Source organism: Pelagicoccus sp. SDUM812005 (assembly GCF_031127875.1).
Taxonomy (GTDB): Bacteria; Verrucomicrobiota; Verrucomicrobiia; order Opitutales; family Opitutaceae; genus Pelagicoccus.
This window is the reverse complement of record NZ_JARXIA010000009.1, coordinates 86,620-107,782: the sequence shown is the minus strand read 5'-3', so window position 1 is coordinate 107,782 and position 21,163 is coordinate 86,620. Positions and strand designations below refer to the sequence as shown.

Below are 21,163 nucleotides of genomic sequence, written 5' to 3'. Positions count from 1 at the left end.
GTTCTGTATCCATCTTCTATGGACACAGAATTCGCAGAAATCGTGGCGTTGCCCCCTAGGCGTTTCTTCGAAAGGCGTTACTGCTTGGTTTCGCCATCCAATGGATACGGCCAATAGGGACTCACGGTACGGGCTTCGAGCATGTCGCGGCTAAACTGAGTCTGCAGCTCACGATAAAGCGGAGCGAGGTCGTTGGTTTCGCCGGGATCGTTAGGCAAGAAGTAGAGCTCCACCCGACCGGAACCGCAGCAGCGCACCGCCTTCCAATCCCCGCGGCGAGCCGCCTGCGGTTTGTTTCGCTCGTGGAACTCCCAGTAGAGCAGGCGTTCCTCTAGCTCCGCTTGGCGAGCGCCCAAGAGCAACGGGCTTACGTCCACTCCGTCGATCCCCTCTGGCGCTTCCACGCCGGCGATCGCGGCCAGCGTAGGCAACACGTCCGGAAAGTACCAAGGCGTATCGTCCACGCGGCCAGCGGGCACTTGGGCGGGCCAATGCACGATCATGGGCACGCGGATACCGCCTTCGTAGAGGTCGCGCTTGATGCCCTTGAAGGGACCGGAGGACTGGAAAAACTCGGGATCCGCCCCGCGCTCTTGGTGCGGACCGTTGTCGGAGGTGAAGATAACCAGGGTGTTCTGATCGATCTCCAAAGCCTCCAGGCGCTGCATTATCTTGCCCACGTCGCTGTCGATGCGGCCAACCATAGCCGCGTAGGCCTTGTGGGCCTCCGTCCACTCCTTGTCGATGTAGTCCCCGTAGTCGGGAATCTCCAGGCCGAAGGGGCGCGACTCGTTGTTGGCGTGCGGCAGCGTGGGGGCGAAATAAAGGAAGAAGGGATCCTCGCTTCCCTGCTGCTCGTCGAGGAAGCCGAGCACTTCCTCCATGAAAACGTCTTGGGAAAAGACTTCCTTATTGTCCGACACGCCCATCCCCAACTCGTTCTCGTCGGGCACCGTATTCGGAAAATGGATCTTGGACTCGTTGCGCCACATGTGGCTGGGATAGGAGTTATGAGCATGGCTTTGGTTCAGGTAGCCGAAGGAGTAATAGAAGCCTTGGCGGCGAGGCAGGCCAGCGGCCCGCTCCCCTACTTGCCCCAGTCCCCACTTGCCGATCATCGCCGTGCGGTAGCCGGCGCTCTTCAACACCTCCGCAATCGTCACATCTTCGTCCGCCAAGAAGATCCCCGGCGTGACCGTGCGCGAATTGCCTCGTATCCTCGCATGGCCGGTATGCAGCCCCGTCATCAGCGACCCTCGCGAAGGAGCGCAAACCGTCGCTCCTGCATAGGCGCTGGTGAAGCGGGTGCCTTCCGAGCCGAGCTTGTCGAGGTGGGGCGTCTTGATCTTCTTTTGCCCGTAGGAACCGAGATCGCCGTAGCCAAGATCGTCGACCAAGATCAAGATTACATTCGGCTTGTCTCGAGTCGCAGCGAGGCTGGACCCGGCGCCGAGAGCAAACGCCAGAGCAGCGACTGATATATTCAGAATTCGTTTGGGGAAAGGGTGCATACAGAAGGGTGTGAGTGGGTTGAATGAAAAGTATGGGGCGACCGCCAAAGCGGGCAACGATCGAACGGGGTTCGTGTCAAAGGGGAGGTAAGCAAATCGCGGTCCGCAAATCCAGAGTATCCCATTTGTAGCGTAAAACGGGCGCTGGATTTCGCGAGCGGGACGCTGCCGCCCGGGCGATTAAAATTGCCGCAACAATCCCCTCTACAGCGACCGCAGAACAGTCCTATGATACGCTAAACCTGTGCAACCCTTGAAAGGTCGCGCCGCAAATTCGGATAGTTGCTCGAAACCCCAGCAAGCGTCCGATTCCCGAGCTAAACCGAAACACCACACGAACCATCCCATGCGACTCCCCCTCACGGCCCTAGCCCTCGTTATCACAATCGCCGCCACTTCGGCTGCCGCAGGCGAGCGTCCGAACATCCTCATCGCGATCTCCGACGACCAGTCCTTTGCCCACACCTCCTTCGCCGGATACCCTGCGGTCTCGACCCCTCACTTCGACCGCGTCGCCAGCAGCGGCGTCTTCTTCGAAAACGCGATCGCTGCCTCGCCCGGCTGCAGCCCCTCGCGAGCTGCCCTGCTGACCGGCAGGCACACCTGGCAGATCGAAGAAGCCGGCACCCATGCCAGCAGCTTCCCCGCGAAGTACCGCACCTTCGTGGAGCTGCTGCAGGAGGCAGGTTACACCGCTGGCCACACCGGCAAGGGCTGGGGCCCAGGCAACTACGAGCTGGAGGGACGCACGGAAAACCCCGCCGGCCCGGGCTTCCACGAGAAACGGCTCGTCCCTCCCACCAACGGCATCAATAAGATCGACTACGCCGGCAACTTCGAGGACTTCCTCGCCCAGCGGGATCCGGAGCAGCCCTTCCTGTTCTGGTACGGCGCCAAGGAACCCCACCGCAAGTTCGAGAAAGGTTCCTACCTCGCCGCTCAAAAGTCCCTCTCCGACGCGACTCCTCCCTCCTTCCTGCCCGACCATCCGGAAATCCGGGCCGACCTAGCCGACTACTGCGTGGAGATCGAGTGGTTCGACCAACACCTCGGCAAAATGCTCGCCATGCTGGAAGCCTCTGGAGAACTGGAAAACACCATCGTCATCGTAACCAGCGACAACGGAATGGCCTTCCCGCGAGCCAAGGCGAACGTCTACGAGTACGGCGTGCACGTCCCGCTCGCCATCATGTGGAACGCCCAGATTCCTCCCAACCGGATCGTGAAGGACGTCGTCGGATTCGTAGACCTGACAGCAACGATCTTCGACCTCTCCGGAACCGCGCCTCCGCAAGGCGAACTCGCCCTTTCCGGCGCCAGCCTGCGGGAACTGCTCCTCTCCGACAGGCAGGGCCTGACTCGGCCCGACTCCTTTGCCTACGCCGCCCGGGAGCGACATTCCTCCTCCCGCTACAACAACCTGTCCTACCCGCAGCGGGCCCTGCGCACCAGTCGCTTCCTCTACATCAAGAACTTCGCCCCAGAACGTTGGCCCGCCGGCGACCCCGTGCAGCTCGATGACGAAGGCAAGCCCCTGGGCCCACATTCTGGATACACCGATATCGATCGCTGCCCTAGCCAAGACTTGTTGCTCGCGGGCCACGATACGCCAGGCCTCAGCAAATACTTCCACTTAGCCGTCGACAAGCGCCCCGCCGAGGAACTCTACGACATCCTCAACGACCCCGGCTGCCTGCACAATCTCGCCGACAAGGAAACCTACGCTGCCACCCGAAGGGAGCTGCGCGCCCAGCTGGAAGGCTATCTTCTCGAAACCGGAGATCCACGGCAGGTAGACGGAGGCGATATCTGGGAAACCTATCCAAGATACTCGCCCATGCGCACGTTTCCGCCGCACGCCAGCGGCTCGGACCAATAAAACTTCACGCGACTGGCAAAAGCCAAACGCCACCCACCAAAACCTCAACAACATGAGAATACTCCCCACCGCTTCGCTAGCCACCCCCCTACTAACGCTCGCCTTCCTAAGCGCCGCCCCAGCCGAGAGCTCCGAGAAGAGCCCGGAAGCCATCGCTCAGCGAGTCGCCAATCACCTCATCGAGCAAACCACCTTCGACTTCCACAACCGCAAGACCGGCGAGCGTTTCGAAGCTGCGAGCGACGAGCTGGTGAATACCGACTTCCGAGTACGTTCGCCCTACAACGTGTGGCACTACGGCAACGGAGTCCTGCTGCTCGGCATGCTTTCCCTCAGCGAGGCGACCGAGGATGACCGTTACCAAGACTTTGCGACCCACTATTTCGACGAAACCTTCAAAAGCATCGCTGTATTCAAAAACCACTACGGCGAGGGTCGGCCTTGGGTGGAACACCAACGGTACTTCCGCACGCAAAAGCTCGACGACTGCGGAGCGATGGCCACCGCAATCTTCGAAGCCTCCAAGCTCAAGAAGCGCCCCGAGTACGCCCCCTATTTCGAGACAGTCGGCGACTTCATCCTCAACTACGAGCACCGACTCGAAGACGGGGCATTCTACGTGGAGTTCCCCCGCGACCGTTCCGTCTGGGCCGACCACGTCTACATGAGCGCTCCCTTCCTGGTACGCCGCGCCGAACAGACAGGTGACACGCGCTACCTCGACGAGGCCCTACGCCAACTTCACCAGTACCATCAGCTGCTCTGGAACGATTCCCGACAAGTGTATCACCACGGCTACTACGCCGACGAAGGCATCCGCTCCTTCGCCCACTGGAGCAGGGCCAACGGCTGGATCGCCATGGCCAAGGTCGAAATCCTCAAGTACCTGCCCGTCGACCACCCGCAACGGGACTGGGTCGTCTCCAGCCTGCGCCAACAGATCATCGGCCTCTCCAACTACCAGGCCGCCAGCGGGCTTTGGCACCAGCTTCTAGATCGCCCCGATTCCTTCGAGGAAACATCCGGCACAGCCATGTTCACCTACGCTATCGCCTACGCGGTCAACGAAGAGCTTATCCACCGCGACTACCTTCAAATCGCCGAGCACGCCTGGGATGGCCTAGCCTCCCAAGTCACGGCGGAAGGCACGCTTCTCAAGTGCTGCGAAGGCACTGGAATCCACGACGACGTGTTCCACTACCTCAATCGAAAAACCACGACTCCAGACCTTCACGGCTCCGGCCCCCTGCTGCTCGCAGCCGCCGAGCTCATAAAAGCGCAGCGTTAGTATTCTATATTTCGATACAAAACAGCCACCTGCTCAGGTGGCTGTTTTTTTTTGCGAGCATAGCACGCGGCATAGGATAACAAGCGTACAAATCGCCGTCTATCGGCGAACATCAGCGGTTAATCGTAGGGTTGGCGCCCGCTGAGCAAAGCAGAAGGGATCTGCGGCATGCCGCAAGCGGCAGCCCTACGAGCTCCGTTCGCTCTTTTCCCCTACCCCCAACAAAACAAGCCGAACCCTGAGGTAGCTGGAACAGCGATGGACCCGATTCAAATCGCCGTCTACCGGCCTACATCAGCGGTTATTCCCAGAGCGGCGAAGCTTCAAACCAACCGCTTCATCCTTGCTGAACGAAGCGGTCCGCCCGGCGGTCGGACCCTACCAACAGCGCAGGGGAGGTCCCACATAAAATCGTAGGGCTGGCGCCATGGGAGGCGTAGCTCGGAGAGCGTAGACTGCTCGCGCCACGCCGCGATGCAGCAGGAACTTGCCGCATGCCAACACGAGCGGCGGCTCACTCAGCTGCGTCCGCTGCTGTCCCTCCATAAAACAGAAAAAGGGTGCACGCCTACCAACGTGCACCCATGAATTTAGGAACCTATGATGTGTTACTAAAAGCAGCTCCCCCATCAAAAAGGGAGCGGAGAACCAAAACCTTCTAGAAAGAGAACGTCGTGCTGAAGGTATAGCTGCGCGGCGTTTGCCAGCGGAAACGAGTCGCCGTCGATACGCGGGCCGCTGTATTCAAAAAGTCACCATCGGGCGGGAGGCGATGGAGTCGCGTGCCCTCCACGACCTGGTCCTCGTCGAACAGGTTGCTCACTCGCAACTGGAAGCGTACGTCCAAGTCATCGCTGATCTTCCTCTTGTAAGCCAGCGTCATGGTCGCGAGCCAGTACGGCTCTCCGTAAGCTGGTGTATATTCATCCGCGTTGGGGTCATCGATAGCCGCGGTTGGATCTCCCGGCGCGTCGGGGTCCTGGATCGTATCCAAAGCGCGGAACCCGAGCACCTTCTTGCCTCGGTAGTTTGCGCCCAGGCCAATTTTGAATCCCTTGAGGCCGCCTTCCCTGAAGGTGTAGTCTGCGAATACATTTCCTGTGGTCTCGGTCAAACCAGTCAACTTCTGCTCGCGGCCCGCTTCCGTTCCGATATTCGGCAAATTGTTGAAGAAGATCTGATTGTAGGAGGTCGCTGCCTCGTCGGCGTCGGGACGCTCCGCTTCCGGAATGCTCTCGTCGACAAGGGCCATGCCGTCGCTGTCGAAGTAGGCGCCGGAATCGGTTACAACTTGCCGGATGGTGCCCGTCCATTGGTCGAGGAACGCCAACGTGTCCTGCCAGGCGTCTACGGCGCTGCCGTCGGAGAGCGCCAGGTTCGCCGATACGCGCAACTGCTCGCTAACGTTGGCCACCAACTCGAACTCGTAGCCGGAGGCGCTCATGTCGCGCTGGTCGAAGGGCTGGTTCGGCACCAAGGGGAAACCGCGGGCGTTGACGCCTTCAGGCGATAGGTCGCCCACCACGTTGGCCCGGTGCAAGCGCTGCAGGTGGTTGGTGAAGTTGATGGAAAACGGTTGAGCGGTTTCTTCCGCGTCGTAGCGGGACAGGCTGCCTTGCAGCTTGCTATCCAGGAAAGCGAAGCGGATCCCGACATCGGTGCCCTTCGAAACGGGCGTCGGCATAATCGTACCGTTCAAGCGCAGTCGCGTTTCGCTAGCAGGAGGGTTGAATCCAGTCGCGTAGTTGGCGAACACGCTGAAACGATCGTTCACGTGATAGACCGATCCTAGGGAATAGGTCGTCTCCTTCGGATTGATGGCCGGCGGACTGTACTGAGTTTGCTCCTCCTCCGTGAGGTCGAGGTAGTTTGCGGGGGCTGGCGCACGATAGAACACGGTGCTGCCGTCCCAATTCGCCGGATAGTCTTCGTAGTTCCGGTTGTAGTCCTGGGAGATCTGCAGGTCGTCGTAGCGCATCGCCAGGATGACGTTCAGCCGATCCTTGAAGAACCTAGCGTTGAGAGCGGCCTGCCCATAATTGTAAGACGTGTTCACCCGCGAAACATCCTGAGGACGGCTTCCGTCCGCCACCCAACCTACTGGAATGGCCTCACCATCCACCATAGCTTGATTCACTTCCGGCAGGCTGAAGTTATCGCCGTTCCAGTAATACCGGTACCACACTTGCTCGCCGCTGGCCCAGTCCCGCGGATCCTCGGAATCGAGCAAGCGGTAGCTGGAAATCTTCTTGCGGAACTTCGAATCGGTGAAGCCGCCCATCACGCTGAATACATAGCGACCGAAACGCGTCTCCGGCACCGAGTAAGCCATCGCGACGCGGCCACTGGTGTATTCCGTTCCGAAACTGCCCCAGGAGCGGCGCCCGTGCCCGTAGGGCTGCAAGAACATTGGATTGTCCACGCCGCCCGAGAAGCTCGGATCCGTGGGATCTTCGCCGGTAGGAAGCTTCCGATTGATGTCGATGTACACTTCGTCGAGGTCGCGGGCGTTGAGGTAGTTCGTCTCACGGGCTTCTTCAGCGGCATTGAGGCCCACTTCGAAGTGGAGGTTCTGCCCGACGCGGTGACGGAGGAACGCGGAGTACGTTTCGTAATCCTGGGAAACGGTGGGCTCGTCCGTGGAAAGCGTGACCGAGGCGTCCGGCACTTCGAACTCCGAACCGGCCACTGCCGCGTCGAAGCGTCCTGGGAAGAGATTTTCGATCCCGATAATGGGACGGTCGCGGTGCTGGATATTGGGCGCCCCGTTCGGGACAGCGACCCCGCCGATCATAGTCTGCGTGCGACGGTTTCCACCCATAGTGGTCATGGTACTCGAGTAGTCTAGGATATCGCCGCCGAACTGGGGAACGTATACAAGAAAGGGGTTGGTGTCGCTGCCGCCGCCGGCTCGAGTGACCCCAGCCGGTCGGGATACGCTGTTGCCCGGAGCGGTCGCGTTCGTAACAAGCTCATCGTAGACGGTGGTACCGTCCCAGCCGGTAAACCGGTCCGAAAAATAGGAAAACGGACTATTCCGTTCGAACTCTCCGCGCTCGGCCTCCATCAACAAAGAGGTGTTCTCCGAGATCTTCCAAGTCGCGGCCAAGGTCGCTGCCTTGCGGCGATCGAAGCCGAAGCTCCTCCAGTCGTCTGAATCTTGCCACAGTAGATTCACCCGAGCGGCGAACTTTTCGTTGATCACCTTATTGTAATCGAAGGTCGTCCGAAGCAGGTTCCACGAGCCGATTCGAAACTGAGCCTCCCCGAAATCCTCGCTGAGGCTGGCGCGCTTGGTGACCACGTTAGGCGTGCCCGAAAACGACCCCGCCCCGAACAATATAGCGTTGGGACCGCGGGCGTAGTCGTAACGATCCAAGTTGTAGCTATCGAACTGGATGCTGAGGGGAAAGAAGTTACGTTGCCTACCCGAGGAGGTCACGCCGCGTATCGAAAGCGTTTGGTCGCCGTTTCCGAAGATCGCCAGACGGCCTTCCTCCTCCACGCTCGTCGCGTTCACCGTCCACTCGATCGCTTCTTCCAAATCGGTGATGTCCAGGGCATCGATAAACTCGCGGGTCTGGACCGAATAGGCCGCAGGAGTGTCTTTCAACGAACTCGAAAGCCTTCCTCCGGCCAGCGAATTCACGGCGACAAAGCCGTCGTCGTCTTCCGTAGAAACGACAAAGGGCGAAAGTTCGAAAACCTCCTCATCGCTCTCCTGGGAGAACATTTCTGTATTCATAAAAAGAATACTTCCCGCAAATATCACGAGACGTCCGGTTGGGTATTTTAGGGGTATCATTGTATATATAGCTTGTAATTAGGAGCGTGGTTCGGCCGACCGCATAACTTTATCCAATCCATAAGACCGAAGTTTACCCGATAATTGCGTGTCCCCTCCTTGAGCTCAAGAGAGCGACTGCTTTAGCGTACAATAAAAACCCTGCTCCGCCCCCAAAGCAATCCGTCTGCCACCGACTAATGGGCGCAAATGCGATGCGATTCGCCCCTTTTCGGCCCTAATTCTTTCGGGCAACGAACTGCCCTAAGCGAATATGCTTGGGCGCCAGCGCCACGACGCTCGCGCCCAAGAATTTCAAAGCTGCGGCTCCCTCCCTAGAAGGAATAGGTTGTCGTGAACGTGTAGCTGCGAGGAGTCTGCCAACGAAAACGGGTGGGGGTGGAGACCCGAGCGGCTGAGTTCAGGAAGTCGCCATCGGGAGGCAAGAGGTGAATCCGCGTCCCCGCGATGGGCTGGTCCTCGTCGAACAAGTTACTCACGCGAAGCTGGAAGCGTACTCCGCGATCATCCTTCAGCTTCAACTTGTACCCGAGCGTGAGAGTCGCCAACCAGTAGGGCTCGCCGTAGACGGGCGTATATTCGTCTACGCTCGGGTCGTCGATAGCCGCTGTCGGATCGTTGGGCGAGGCCGGGTCCTGGATTGTATCCAAACCACGGAACCCAACCACTTTCTTGCCTCGATAGTTGGCGCCCATACCGATCTTGAACCCCTTGAGCCGCCCTTCCCTAAAGCTGTAATCGGCAAAGAGGTTCCCAGTCGTTTCGGTCAATCCCGTTAGCTTCTGGTCACGCCCAAACTCGGTGCCTATCTTCGGCAGACGATTGAAGAAAATCTGGTTGTAGGCGCTAGCAGCCTCGTCCGCATCGGGACGTTGGTCCACCGGAATGGAAACGTCTTCAACCGCTCGGCCATCGGACTGGAAAACCGCGCCCGAATCCCAAACAACTTGCTTCATGGTTTCGGTCCACCGGTCCAGGAAAGCCAAGGTATCCTGCCACGCATCCACCGCGCTCGCGTCGGAGAGAGCTAGGTTCGCCGAAAGGCGCAATTGCTCGTTCACGTTAGCGGTGACCTCGAACTCGTAACCGGACGCGCTCATATCGCGTTGGTCGAACGGTTGGTTCGGGACGAGAGGGAAGCCGCGAGCGTTGATCCCTTCCGCTGAAAGGTCCCCTACCACGTTGGCTCGATGGATGCGTTGCAGCTCGTTGCGGAAATTGATCTCAAACGGTTGGGCCGTCTCTTCGGCATCGTAACGGGACAAGCTCCCCTGAAGCTTGTTATTCAAGAAAGAGAAACGAATTCCCATATCCGTTCCCTTGGAAACAGGCGTCGGCATGATGGTGCCGTCCAAGCGGAGACGCGTTTCGCTCGCAGGTGGATTGTATCCAGTCGCATAGTTCGCGAAGACACTGAAGTTATTCGTCAGGTGATAAACCGATCCGAGGGAGTAAGTCGTCTCCTGGGGATTGATAGCGGGCGGGCTGTACTGCGACTGCTCTTCCTCCGAAAGTTCCAGGAAATTCGCGGGAGCGGGCTGGCGGTAGAAGATGGTGCTGCCATCCCAGTCCTCAGGATAATCCTCGTAGTTTCGGTTATAGTCCTGAGCGATGGTAAGGTCGTCGTAGCGAATGGCCAAGATGAGGTTCAAGCGGTCCTTGAAGAACTTCGCGTTGATCGCCGCCTGAGCGTAGTCGTAGGAAGTATTAACCAGCGAAACGTCTTGTGGACGGTCTCCGTCCGCTACCCAACCGACCGGATAGGTCTCTCCGTCAATGACCGCTTCATCGATTTCGGGCAGGCTGAAGTTTCCGCCATTCCAGTAGTAGCGGTACCATACGCTCTCCGCGCTCGCCCAATCCCTGGGATCCTCCGCATCGAGCAAACGGTAACTAGAGATCTTCTTGCGAAACGTCGAATCGCTGTATCCCCCCATCACGCTGAGCACGTAGCGACCGAAGCGGTCCTCGGGAACTGTATAAGCGAGAGCAATACGGCCGCTGGTGTACTCGGTGCCGAAGCTTCCCCAGGACCTGCGTCCATGACCGTAGGGCTGCAGGAACATCGGGTTGTCCACTCCGCCGGAGAAGTTGGGGTCGCTAGGGTCCTCGCCGGTCGGGAGCTTCCGGTTGATGTCTATGTAGACCGCGTCGAGATCACGGGCGTTGAGGTAATTGGTCTCCCGAGATTCCTCAGCCACGTTCAGGCCGAGCTCGAGGTGTAGATTCTGGCCGAACCGTTGGCGGAAAAATCCGGAAAACGTTTCGTAATCCTTTTCTACCGTCGGCTCATCGGTAGAGAGAGCGAACGAAGCGTCCGGAACCGTGAATTCCGATCCGGCAACGGCTGCGTCGAAACGCCCTGTATAGAGATTGTCGATACCGATGATGGGACGGTCGCGATGTTGGATACTTGGCGCTCCACTCGGAACTGCCGTGCCACCGATGCCGGTTTGGACCCAGCGATTTCCACCGACCGTGGTCATCGTGTTTGCGTAGTCAAGAATGCTGCCGCCAAACTCCGGAACGTAGACCAGGAAGGGGTTGCTGTCGTTGCCTCCTCCCGAGCGAACAACACCCGCGGACCGGGCCGCATTGGTGCCCGGCGTGGTGGCGTTGGTCACCAACTCGTCGAAGACGGTGCTGCCGTCCCAACCGGTAATCTCGTCCGAAAAGTACGTGAAGGGGCTGCTCTCTTCGAAGTGTCCCACTTCCGCTTCCAAAAGAAGAGTGGTATTCTCGGAGATCTGCCAAGTGGTCGCGAGGGTGGCCGCTTTTCGCTTGTCGAACTCGAAGGTTCTCCACCCCCCGGCATCCTGCCAAAGCAGGTTCACGCGAGCGGCAAAACGCTCGTTGATCACCTTATTGTAGTCGAAGGTGCTGCGGTAGTTACTGTCGGAGCCGATGCGGAACTGCACTTCCCCCGCGTCCTCCGCAAGCATGGCCCGCTTCGTTACGACATTCGGCGTCCCTGAAAAGGAACCGGCTCCAAACAGGATTGCGTTGGGTCCTCTCGCATAGTCGAAGCGGTCTAGGTTGTAACTATCGAACTGGAGGTTGAGGGGGAAGAAGTTCCGCTGCCTACCAGTAGAAGTTACTCCACGAATCGAAAGCGTCTGATCTCCATTTCCAAAGATAGCCAAGCGACCTTCCTCTTCGACGCTCGTTGCGTTTACCGTCCATTCCAACGCCTCGGAAAGATCGACGATGTCGAGAGCATCGATAAACTCGCGCGTTTGCACCGAGTAGGCAGCAGGGGTATCCTTGAGCGAACTGGATAGCCGTCCCCCCGCCAGGGAATTGGCAGCGACAAAGCCGTCATCCTCTTCTGTCGAAACGACAAACGGAGACAGCTCGAAAACCTCAGCGTTGTCCTCCTGAGCAAACAAACTTGTATTCACGAATACAAGACAACCGGCCACAATTGCGAGGCGGGTAAATTCGCACGTAAAGGGTACTACAGTGTTCATATCTAATTAATAGGGTAATGGCGGCAGGTTCGGTGGACGCATGTCCACTACGCCAAACGTGCCTAACATGCCCTCAATTTTATAGCGTCCGCTCACCCCGAACAATACGAGCAACGCTTTAGCGTACAACCTCGCGCAAGAGAGCTCCGCGACGCTAGGAACGCTCCTGCAGCGAAAGCGGGCGCAGCCTACTTTTCCCCGGTCGGCCGTAGGGCTCGCACCGTCTTCCCCTCTCGAAAAATGCCATCGACCACCGTAGATCGAGGCGTAGCGGGAACCCCCGTTTCGCTGTTGAACATCATTCCCACGAGAAGGCTCACCGCGCTCTCGCCGACGAACTCCGGGAGCTCGTCCAAACTGGAAACCTTCGAGTCTTCCACCGTCCCCAAGGAAACTAAGCCGACCTGCTTCGCGCCGGAACCGAACTTCCTAGCCTGCAAGGCGCGCATCACCATCGACGCGTTCTGCACGAAGAGCACGTCGACCCGATGCGTGGCCACCCAATCTCGAATCATTTTGGCTTCCTGGGCGTCGTCGATATCGTCCGGCAACAATAGAATACGGTCTCGATGACCATACCAAGCCAAGGCAATCGAATAGCGGTGCCTTTGCCTGCGCTCCAAGCTCTCGCTGAAAATGGCTCCAATATTAGTGTAGCCTCGCAACTGCATCTCCTCGACCACCCGCATCGAATTGAAGACTTGGTTTGGGCCCACCCTGTGGAATCTCGGAGACAAAACCGAAGTCGTGGCCGCCACTACGGAAATCCCATCCCAGTTGACCTTGGAGGAAAACGTTATCGGCCGATCCGACGGAAGCAGGATGCAGCCGATGATTCCCCGCTCCCTGATCACACGTACAATTTTGGATACATCGTCCCGGTAGTCTCTCAGCTTGAAGCAAGCGCAACCATAACCAAGACGATCGAGATGCTTCTCCACGCCTTCCTTCAAGCGCAGGTTGTAGCTGTGCTGCAGGTCAGACGTCTGCAAGTCGATCAAGGCGATCACGACGCTACGGCTGGCCACCCGCGACGAGCGGAGCTTTCCCATCAAGCGAGCCACCTCTGGATCGGGACGGTATCCGACACGCTCCGCAGCCTCCCTTACCTTTTCACGCGTCGCCACGCTGATGGACGGACTGTTCCGCATCGCGAGGGAAACCGTCATTAAGCTGACCCCCGCTTCTTTCGCGACCTCTCGCTGACCCACTCTTCGAGGGGTTTTCTCGTTGCCTTTCTCCTCGTTTCGCTTCTCCGCCATGCAGAATTTACTATACGCTACAATAGTCGCTCACTGGTCAATTTCAAAAGCCAGCGCTTTGATTCTAGCTCCGAGGGACGCTCATCGATCAAACCTGAGCTCCTAGGACTTACCCTCTCTTTTTATCCATGATCAAACCTCAATCTAACCATCTCCGCCAAACCCGTTCACTCGACGGTTTCTGGAACTTCAAACGAGACAAAGACGGCATAGGCGAAGCGCGAAACTGGTTTCTTGGCTTTGACAGCGAATGCGAAATCGCGGTGCCGGGAAGTTGGAACGAACAACGTACCGACCTCGAGCAATACTTCGGAATCGCTTGGTACTCCCAAACCTTCGTCGCCCATTCCTCCTGGCAGGAACACGGCGTATCCGTCCACTTCGGAAGCGTGCAGAACCATGCCAAGGTCTGGCTAAACGGAACCTTGGTCGGTACTCACGAGGGCGGGAGCCTCCCGTTTCAGTGCGACCTCTCCCGATGCATCGTTCCGGGAAAGGAAAACCTGCTCGTCGTGCAAGTGGACGCGTCCATCAACCCTTGGGACCTCCCCCCGGCCCGCATCGCGACCAACGCGAAAAACGAAGGCTTCCACAACAGCAACCCATCCGTGACGTATGACTTTTTTCCATACGGCGGAATCCCTCGCCCCGTCTCCCTGCAGGTCACGCCGACGCGCGAAAGCATCGACAAGATCCGCGTCGACACCGGCCTGAACCTTGAGTCGAAAACCGCCAAGGTCGGCATAACCGTCACCGTAAAGGACAGTACCGCTTGTAGCGTGGAAGTTCGTATCGAAAAAGCGGCCGCGACTGCGGCGCTCGACTCCCATGGCGTCGCCACCCTCTACATCGACATCGCGAATCCACGCCTGTGGGACCTAAAAACCCCTGAGCTCTACGTAGCCGAAGTAACCCTACTCAAAGACGATCAAGCGATCGACCACTACCGGCAAACCTTCGGCATCCGAACCATTGAAGTTGTCGGCAACTCCCTAAAGCTGAACGGAAAAACTGTATTTCTACGTGGATACGGAAAGCACGAAGACTTTCCGGTCTTGGGGCGAGGCCTTTCCCTTCCCTTGATCGCTCGCGATTTCGACCTGCTGAAGTGGACAGGGGCAAACTCCTTCCGCACCTCCCACTACCCCTATGCCGAAGAGTGGTACGAGTTCGCCGACAGGCACGGTATCCTCATCATAGCAGAGACTCCTATGGTCGGCCTCTGCGAACGATTGTTCGAATCCGATGATATAAAGGCCAAAGCCTTGAAGCTCGTTCGAGACATGGTCGATCGCGACCATCACCACCCGAGCGTGATCATGTGGAGCGTGGCCAACGAACCTTGGATCGAATCCCAAAAAGGAACGGACTTCATCAAGGCCCTGCTCTCCGAGGCACGCTCCCAGGATAGCTCCCGCCCCGTCACCTACGTCGCGCACAACGGCATTGAAATCAATGCAGCTTGCCGCGATTGCGACATTGTATCCGTAAATCGATACGGAGGTTGGTACGACTATCCGGGCGATATCGAAACGGGCACCGCCTACCTCGGAAAGGTACTCGACAATTTCCACTCCACCTTCGGAAAGCCAATTTTGCTAGCCGAATTCGGAGCAGACGCTATACCCGGTGAACACTCCCTCCCCTCCATCATGTTTACCGAAGAGTTCCAAGCCGACATCATCGAAGCCCAAATTCTCGCCGCCGAATCTCGCGACTGGGTTATCGGTACCCACGTTTGGGCGTTCTCCGATTTCAAAACCGGTCAGTCCATCACCCGAGCCGTGCGCAACCACAAGGGCATCTTCACTCGAGATCGATTGCCTAAGATGGCCGCTCACTGTATCCGCCGCATTTGGACAGAAACGGGTCAAGCCTAAGCATGGTCTCTTCATTCGATTACGCAACCATCGGCCTCTATCTCGTCTTCTTAGCCTCCATCGGCTGGCTTTTCCGTCGATTCACCGGAGGCAGTACCGACTATTTCGCCGGCGGCTTCAAGATGAACTGGTGGCTGATTGGAGCCGGATCCTTCGTATCCAATTTCAGCGCCTGGTCTTTTACCGGCGCGGCCCATATGGCCTACACCTACGGAGCCCTTATCTTCGCCTTCTTCTTCATGGACGCGGCGGCGTTCTTCATCAGCTACCTCTGGTTCGCTCCGAGATTCCGTCAGCTTCGCCTAGTCACCGCCATGGACGCCGTACGGCTCCGCTTCGGGGCTTCGAGCGAGCAGTTCTTCACCTGGCTCGGTTTCGTCAGCTCCCTCGGCGTGGCTACCGTCTGGCTCATTAGCCTTTCCGTGGTCCTCTCCTCCTCTTTCCAAATCCCTCCGGTACCCGTTATCATCGCAGCCGGCGGCATCGTCACCATCGTGGCGCTGCTGGGAGGAAGCTGGGCCGTCGCAGCCAGCGATTTCGTCCAACTCGTCGTGTTGTTGGGCGTCACCGTAGTCGTTGCGATCCTTACCCTTGTCGAGCTGGGAGGCCTGAGCAATTTCATTGCCCAAATTCCTGAAGGACACGAACGCATCTTCCACCCCACCGGATCCATCCCCTACGACTGGCTTTACCTCGCCACCGCGTTCTTCGCTGCCGTCTACGCGCGCAACAACCTAGTAAACGCCGGCAAGTACATCACAGCCAAGGATTCCACCCACGCCCGCAAGTCAGCTCTCATACCAGCGATTGGATACATCGTGATGCCCTTCATTTGGATGATCCCTCCCCTGGCGGCCTTCACCTTGGTGCCAGACCTGGCCGAACGTACCGTGGTAGCAAATCCCGGCGAGGCATCATACATCGAAGTCTGCCTCGCGATTCTTCCACAAGGCATGATCGGACTGCTCGTCGTCTGCATGTTCTCGGCAACCATGTCCAGCATGGACGTCGCCCTGAACAAGAACGCGGGCTTCTTCGTGAAAAACTTCTACCAACCCATCCTGCGCCAGCAGGCCACCGACCGGGAGCTGCTCCTAGCGGGCAGAGGATCGACCATCTTCTTCGGACTCTTCGTAACGGCCTGCGCCCTCCTCGTTACCACCCAGTCCGGCATCACGCTTTTCGACGCCTTCCTCTACCTGGGCGGCTACCTCGGAGTACCGCTCGCCATCCCCCTCATCTTCGGCATGCTGATGCGCAAGGTTCCGAAATGGTCAGGCTGGGCCACGACCTTCTTCGGAATACTCGTTTCGATCGTGATCTTCAACTTCGTGCCCACCGACTCCGGCAGGGCCTTCTTCGAGCCCTTCCTTGGCAACTCAGTTTACGAGTACATGGTCTCCAACAAGTTCGTAGTCGGCAACCTCGTAGGGGGACCCCTCACCGCCCTCTTCTTCTGGGCGACGCGCTACTGCTACAACCCTGAAAAAGACGTCGAACAACAAACGCGCTCGCATGAATTCTTCCGCCGCATGAACACTCCCATCGACTTCGAAAAGGAAGTCGGCGGAGATATCACGGCCCGCCAATCCCTGGCCATAGGTCGCCTGACAGTCGCATTCGGTTGCTTCATCGCACTGCTAACCTTAATTCCAAATCCGATGTCTGGACGAATGGGGATCCTTGGTTGCGCCCTTTTCCCCCTCGCTATCGGAACCGCCCTTATCGTTTACTCGAAGCGGGTAAAATCTTAAGTTTCACTCCCCCCCAACTACCATGCTTTCGCGCTCCCGTATTCTTCTTTTCATTACAATAACACTCTCCTGCCTCGCTGCAGCAGCCCAAGCCGAGACCAAGGACCAGCGGCCAAATATCGTATACATCCTCGCCGATGACCTCGGCTACGGCGACCTGGGTTGCTACGGCCAAAAGATGATCGCGACCCCGAACATCGACAGGCTTGCCCAAGAGGGCATGAAGTTTACCCAACACTACGCGGGCAACGCTGTCTGCACCCCTTCTCGTTCCAGCTTGCTCACCGGCAAGCACCCCGGCAATGTCCGCCACCGCGACAACCCCCGCTTCGTCGACAGCTACGGATTTCTCCCCCAGGAGACCACCTTTGCGGAAGCAATGAAAGAGGCCGGCTATGCCACCGCGATCACGGGCAAATGGCATGTAGGAGATCGCAACGACACGGAGGACATTGCTCCGTATCACGGATTCGACTACAACTACTGCGTGGGATTCCCCTATCCCGAGGGTGGCGTCGAGCACTGGCCCAGCCACCTCTTCGAAAACGGAAAAATGGTAAAGATTCCAGAAAACCAAAATGGCCAACGTGGAGCGTACATGGACGACCTCTACACCGACGCCGCCATCCGATTCCTCAACGAACGCGATAACGAGAAGCCCTTCATCCTCTTTCTCTCCTTCCAAGGCGTTCACGTCCCGATGGACGGAAAAATATCTCCTGACTACGCCAACAAGGATTGGCCGGAGGTAGAGAAGGTCTTCGCCTCCATGCTCCAGAATCTCGATACAAACACGGGCCGCTTCCTCAAAGAACTCGAAACGCAGGGCCTTGCAAAGAACACGGTCGTATTCTTCACAAGCGACAATGGCCCCCACCTCGAAGGAGGACACGACCATCGCTTTTTCAACAGCAACGGCCCCCTCCGCGGAGCTAAGCGCGACTTGCTAGAGGGCGGCATCCGCGTGCCCCTGATCGTCCGCTGGCCGGATATCGTGCCTCAACACAGCCAAAGCGACCATGTATCCGCTTTTTGGGACATGCTTCCTACCTTTGTCGATATCGCGGGCGAGCCCCTTCCCGCCGACACGGACGGGATCAGCTTCCTGCCCACCCTCACGGGCAATAAGCAAGAGAAGCACGCCTTCCTTTACTGGGAGAACCAAGAGTACGGAGGTCAGCAAGCCGTGCTCGAGAACGACTGGAAGCTCTACCGCAAAGGCATTATCGATAACTCGAACGCAGAATGGGAACTTTATAACATCACTTCGGACCCTGCCGAGCTCCACGATATCGCCTCCAAATACCCCCAGGTGGTTCGCCAACTTTCCCGCCGCGCTTCCGACTCCCACACCCCCTCCCCCATCGCCCCCCTGTTCAAGTAATTCTTCGTTAGCAGAACAAATCTAGGTTGGATCCATCCTACGGACTTCGAAGGCATGCATCGCCCCTTTCCATCCAACACCTTCTGCAAACAGCCAGGCTGTTCTACTGCGACCGTGCCAGTAGCGGCTGAAAAACTGCTCTCCACGCCTACTACTTCCAATTTCCCCCCAAAGCAGTAACACCGATCAGCCAAGCCTGTCGCATAAGCAACTCGAGCTTATTCGCAAAATCGAGCATCCAAACGTTTCTACGAAACACAGGAAGATCGGCAAAGCACGCTCGGCTAAAGGAGAAGTAACTCGCGATGCCAGGCCGCTCCAACGTCCTAGACTTAGACCTAGCTATCGGAAGCCTTAACTTCAGAATCTACTTAATGGTGTAAGGTCCGCAATTTCAAAGAAACGATTGAGGCCACCTGATCGTGGGAGAACCTAATAAACGAGTTTAGGAAAGGAAAACTGGTTCGAACGCATGGAGCGATTTTCCCTTCTCGTATCATGTCAATTTACAGAACCCCAAAACACACAATGCGCCTAAAAACCATCCTTACCCTTATCTCCGCTCTCTTGGTCGGCCAAGGTTCGATCAAAGCCGATACCCCAGCCCCCTTGGAAGCTGACATAGTTATCTATGGAGCCACCTCCGCCGGAATCGCCGCTGGTATCCAAGCCAAAAGAATGGGCCGCTCCGTCATTGTTATCGAACCTTATGAACATGTTGGCGGACTCACGACTGGCGGACTGGGCCAAACCGACATCGGCAACAAGCAAGTCATCGGCGGAATCGCCCGCGAGTTCTACAGAGGAATCCGGAACCACTACCGCAAACCAGAAGCCTGGATCTGGCAAAAATCTGAAGAGTATCGGGACGGTGGTCAGACCCGCACCGAGGAACATGAAGACACCATGTGGACCTTCGAACCGAGCGCCGCTCAAAGCGTCCTCGACAAGATGATCGAAGATGCCGATTTGAAGGTCTTCACAAACCATCGCCTCGATCGAGACGGCGGAGGTGTCACGAATGAGGGTGCCCAAATCCGATCCATAAAGATGGAAAACGGACGAGTCATCAGCGGCGAGATTTTCATCGACGCCACCTACGAAGGCGATCTCCTTGCCGAGTCAGGTGTTAGCTACACCGTCGGACGCGAAGCGAACGCTCAATACGGCGAAACGCTCAATGGTGTCGTGGCTGATCGCATCTCCCCCACCTTGCAATACAAGATCTCGAAAAACGCAGCCAATCACCAGATCGCGGATGGCGTCAACGCCTACGTTATTCCTGGCGATCCCAGTAGCGGCACCCTGCCCTTCGTGCGCAACGCCGGACCGGGGATCGAAGGAAGCGGCGATAAGATGGTACAAGCCTACTGCTTCCGGGCGACCCTCACGAGCCACCCAGAAAACCGAATCCCCTTCCAAAAACCTGAGAATTACGACGAACTTCACTACGAGCTACTCTTTCGCCATCTCGAAAACGGCGCTAAGTTCCTTTGGATCAATGCAGCGATGCCTAACTGGAAAACGGATACAAATAACGGGGGCGGATTCTCTGGCGACTTTATCGGCATGAACCATGACTACCCTGAAGCTAGCTACGCCGAAAGAGAACGAATCATCGAAGCGCACCGAGACTACCAACTGGGCCTCTACTGGACCTTGGCCTACCACCCTCGTACTCCAGCTTGGGCTCGGGAATACGTATCCAAATGGGGATTGCCAAAAGATGAATACCCAGAAAACGGAAACTGGTCGCCTCAACTCTACGTGCGCGAGGCTCGCCGCATGGTGGGGCAAATCGTAATGACGCAGCATCACTGTGAGGGTCTTGAGACCGTCTCCGATTCAGTCGGCATGGCTGCCTACGGAATGGATTCTCATCACGTACAACGCTACGTGGACGCCAACGGACACGCTCGCAACGAGGGCAATATGCAAGCCGACGCTCCTGCTCCCTACCCCATTAGCTACCGCTCAATGCTTCCAAAAGCAGAGGAAGCAAATAACTTGCTCGTCCCCGTTTGCCTCTCGTCGAGCCACGTGGCCTTCGGCTCAATCCGCATGGAGCCGGTATTTATGATTCTAGGACAATCCGCCGCGACCGCTGCGGTTCATGCGCTGGAACACGACCAAACGCTTTCCGAACTTGATATCGAGCGCTTACAAAAACGCTTGCTACAAGACCAACAGATCCTCGAGAACTAATTGAAAAAGCAAAGGGGAGGACGATGAAAATCGTCCTCCCCTATTTTCTAAAAACGACAAGGGACTGCAAATAAACAGCTCCCTTTCATATTCGCAGACTAGGCGATCTTACGTCTGAAAGCTGCCATCCCAATCAAGATCATTGGTAACGCCGCATAGATAGACGAATCCGGAACTGCGTTAACCGTTACCCCAAAACTTGATTCGATATCAAAGAACTCTGAGGTATCTGAATCGAAATCATATAGCTCAAGTCCTTGGCCTATCGATGCGGGGCCCACAACCGCGACCGACTCGGTCCCCGCGCTTAGAGCCGTGAAGCTCAAAGTCGCGAGCAGGATGTCTGTTCCACCAAAAATCGGATCAAACGGGTCACCCAGAGCTCCCACTTCGGGCTCCCCGAAAGAGAACTTTGTGAGCGGCAACGGCACGCTCCAATCATTAAGCTGAATGATTCCGTTGGCCGGCAAAAAGCCTAGCGGATCAAGATCGAATGCGAAGGTTGCCACTTCCAAAACCGAGTTGAAGGTTGCCACAAAGGCGACGTCGAAACTCTCGCCGACTTGAATCGAAGAATCCAAGACTTCGAAGTTATAGGAGACTGCCTTGCTCGAGGAAGCGCAAGCCAGAGCAGCGACACCTACCATTACGAGCGATCCCATTCTGGTTATATCTTTAATATTCATTTTCTTTATATTGTTGTGTTTTCACTTGGGCAGCTTGCT

The 21,163-nt window shown here is 57.2% G+C and carries 11 protein-coding genes; 6 read left to right on the top strand and 5 right to left on the bottom strand.

The annotated features are described in order from the left end of the window. Nucleotides 1-77 precede the first annotated feature (77 nt). Nucleotides 78-1,511 carry an arylsulfatase gene (locus tag QEH57_RS12220; RefSeq protein ID WP_309007019.1) on the bottom strand — a complete coding sequence of 478 codons (1,434 nt, stop codon included), beginning with the start codon at nt 1,509-1,511 and terminating at the stop codon, nt 78-80. Between the two features lie 346 nt (nt 1,512-1,857). On the opposite strand from QEH57_RS12220, the gene QEH57_RS12215 reads away from it, so the two are divergent. Together QEH57_RS12215 and QEH57_RS12210 are read left to right on the top strand one after the other, a co-directional pair. Beyond that, a complete protein-coding gene (locus tag QEH57_RS12215; protein WP_309007018.1) occupies nt 1,858-3,390 on the top strand; it encodes a sulfatase in 1,533 nt (510 codons plus the stop codon). Nucleotides 3,391-3,442: 52 nt separating this feature from the next. Beyond that, on the top strand, nt 3,443-4,678 hold the full coding sequence (locus tag QEH57_RS12210) for a glycoside hydrolase family 88 protein (protein ID WP_309007017.1): 1,236 nt from the start codon (nt 3,443-3,445) through the stop codon (nt 4,676-4,678). 658 nt (nt 4,679-5,336) lie between these two features. Here the strand turns inward: QEH57_RS12210 and QEH57_RS12205 are convergent. From QEH57_RS12205 to QEH57_RS12195, 3 genes are all read right to left on the bottom strand, one after another. Then, nucleotides 5,337-8,423 (bottom strand): TonB-dependent receptor, encoded by a 3,087-nt coding sequence (locus QEH57_RS12205; protein ID WP_309007016.1) that lies wholly within the window; start codon nt 8,421-8,423, stop codon nt 5,337-5,339. Nucleotides 8,424-8,797: 374 nt separating this feature from the next. Next, nucleotides 8,798-11,953 carry a TonB-dependent receptor gene (locus QEH57_RS12200; RefSeq protein WP_309007015.1) on the bottom strand — a complete coding sequence of 1,052 codons (3,156 nt, stop codon included), beginning with the start codon at nt 11,951-11,953 and terminating at the stop codon, nt 8,798-8,800. Between the two features lie 188 nt (nt 11,954-12,141). Continuing rightward, nucleotides 12,142-13,215 (bottom strand): LacI family DNA-binding transcriptional regulator, encoded by a 1,074-nt coding sequence (locus QEH57_RS12195; RefSeq protein ID WP_309007014.1) that lies wholly within the window; start codon nt 13,213-13,215, stop codon nt 12,142-12,144. Between the two features lie 128 nt (nt 13,216-13,343). On the opposite strand from QEH57_RS12195, the gene QEH57_RS12190 reads away from it, so the two are divergent. From QEH57_RS12190 to QEH57_RS12175, 4 genes are all read left to right on the top strand, one after another. Further along, nucleotides 13,344-15,095, top strand: coding sequence for a glycoside hydrolase family 2 TIM barrel-domain containing protein (locus QEH57_RS12190; RefSeq protein ID WP_309007013.1), 1,752 nt, complete (start codon nt 13,344-13,346; stop codon nt 15,093-15,095). Between the two features lie 2 nt (nt 15,096-15,097). Further along, nucleotides 15,098-16,849, top strand: coding sequence for a hypothetical protein (locus tag QEH57_RS12185; protein ID WP_309007012.1), 1,752 nt, complete (start codon nt 15,098-15,100; stop codon nt 16,847-16,849). Nucleotides 16,850-16,871: 22 nt separating this feature from the next. Beyond that, entirely contained in the window at nt 16,872-18,233 is a 1,362-nt protein-coding gene (locus tag QEH57_RS12180) for an arylsulfatase (protein ID WP_309007011.1), read from the top strand. Nucleotides 18,234-18,761: 528 nt separating this feature from the next. Continuing rightward, nucleotides 18,762-20,438, top strand: coding sequence for an FAD-dependent oxidoreductase (locus QEH57_RS12175; protein ID WP_309007010.1), 1,677 nt, complete (start codon nt 18,762-18,764; stop codon nt 20,436-20,438). A 98-nt stretch (nt 20,439-20,536) separates the two neighbouring features. On the opposite strand, the gene QEH57_RS12170 is transcribed toward QEH57_RS12175, so the two are convergent. Further along, nucleotides 20,537-21,124, bottom strand: a complete 588-nt coding sequence (locus QEH57_RS12170) for a hypothetical protein (protein WP_309007009.1) — start codon at nt 21,122-21,124, stop codon at nt 20,537-20,539. Nucleotides 21,125-21,163 lie beyond the last annotated feature (39 nt).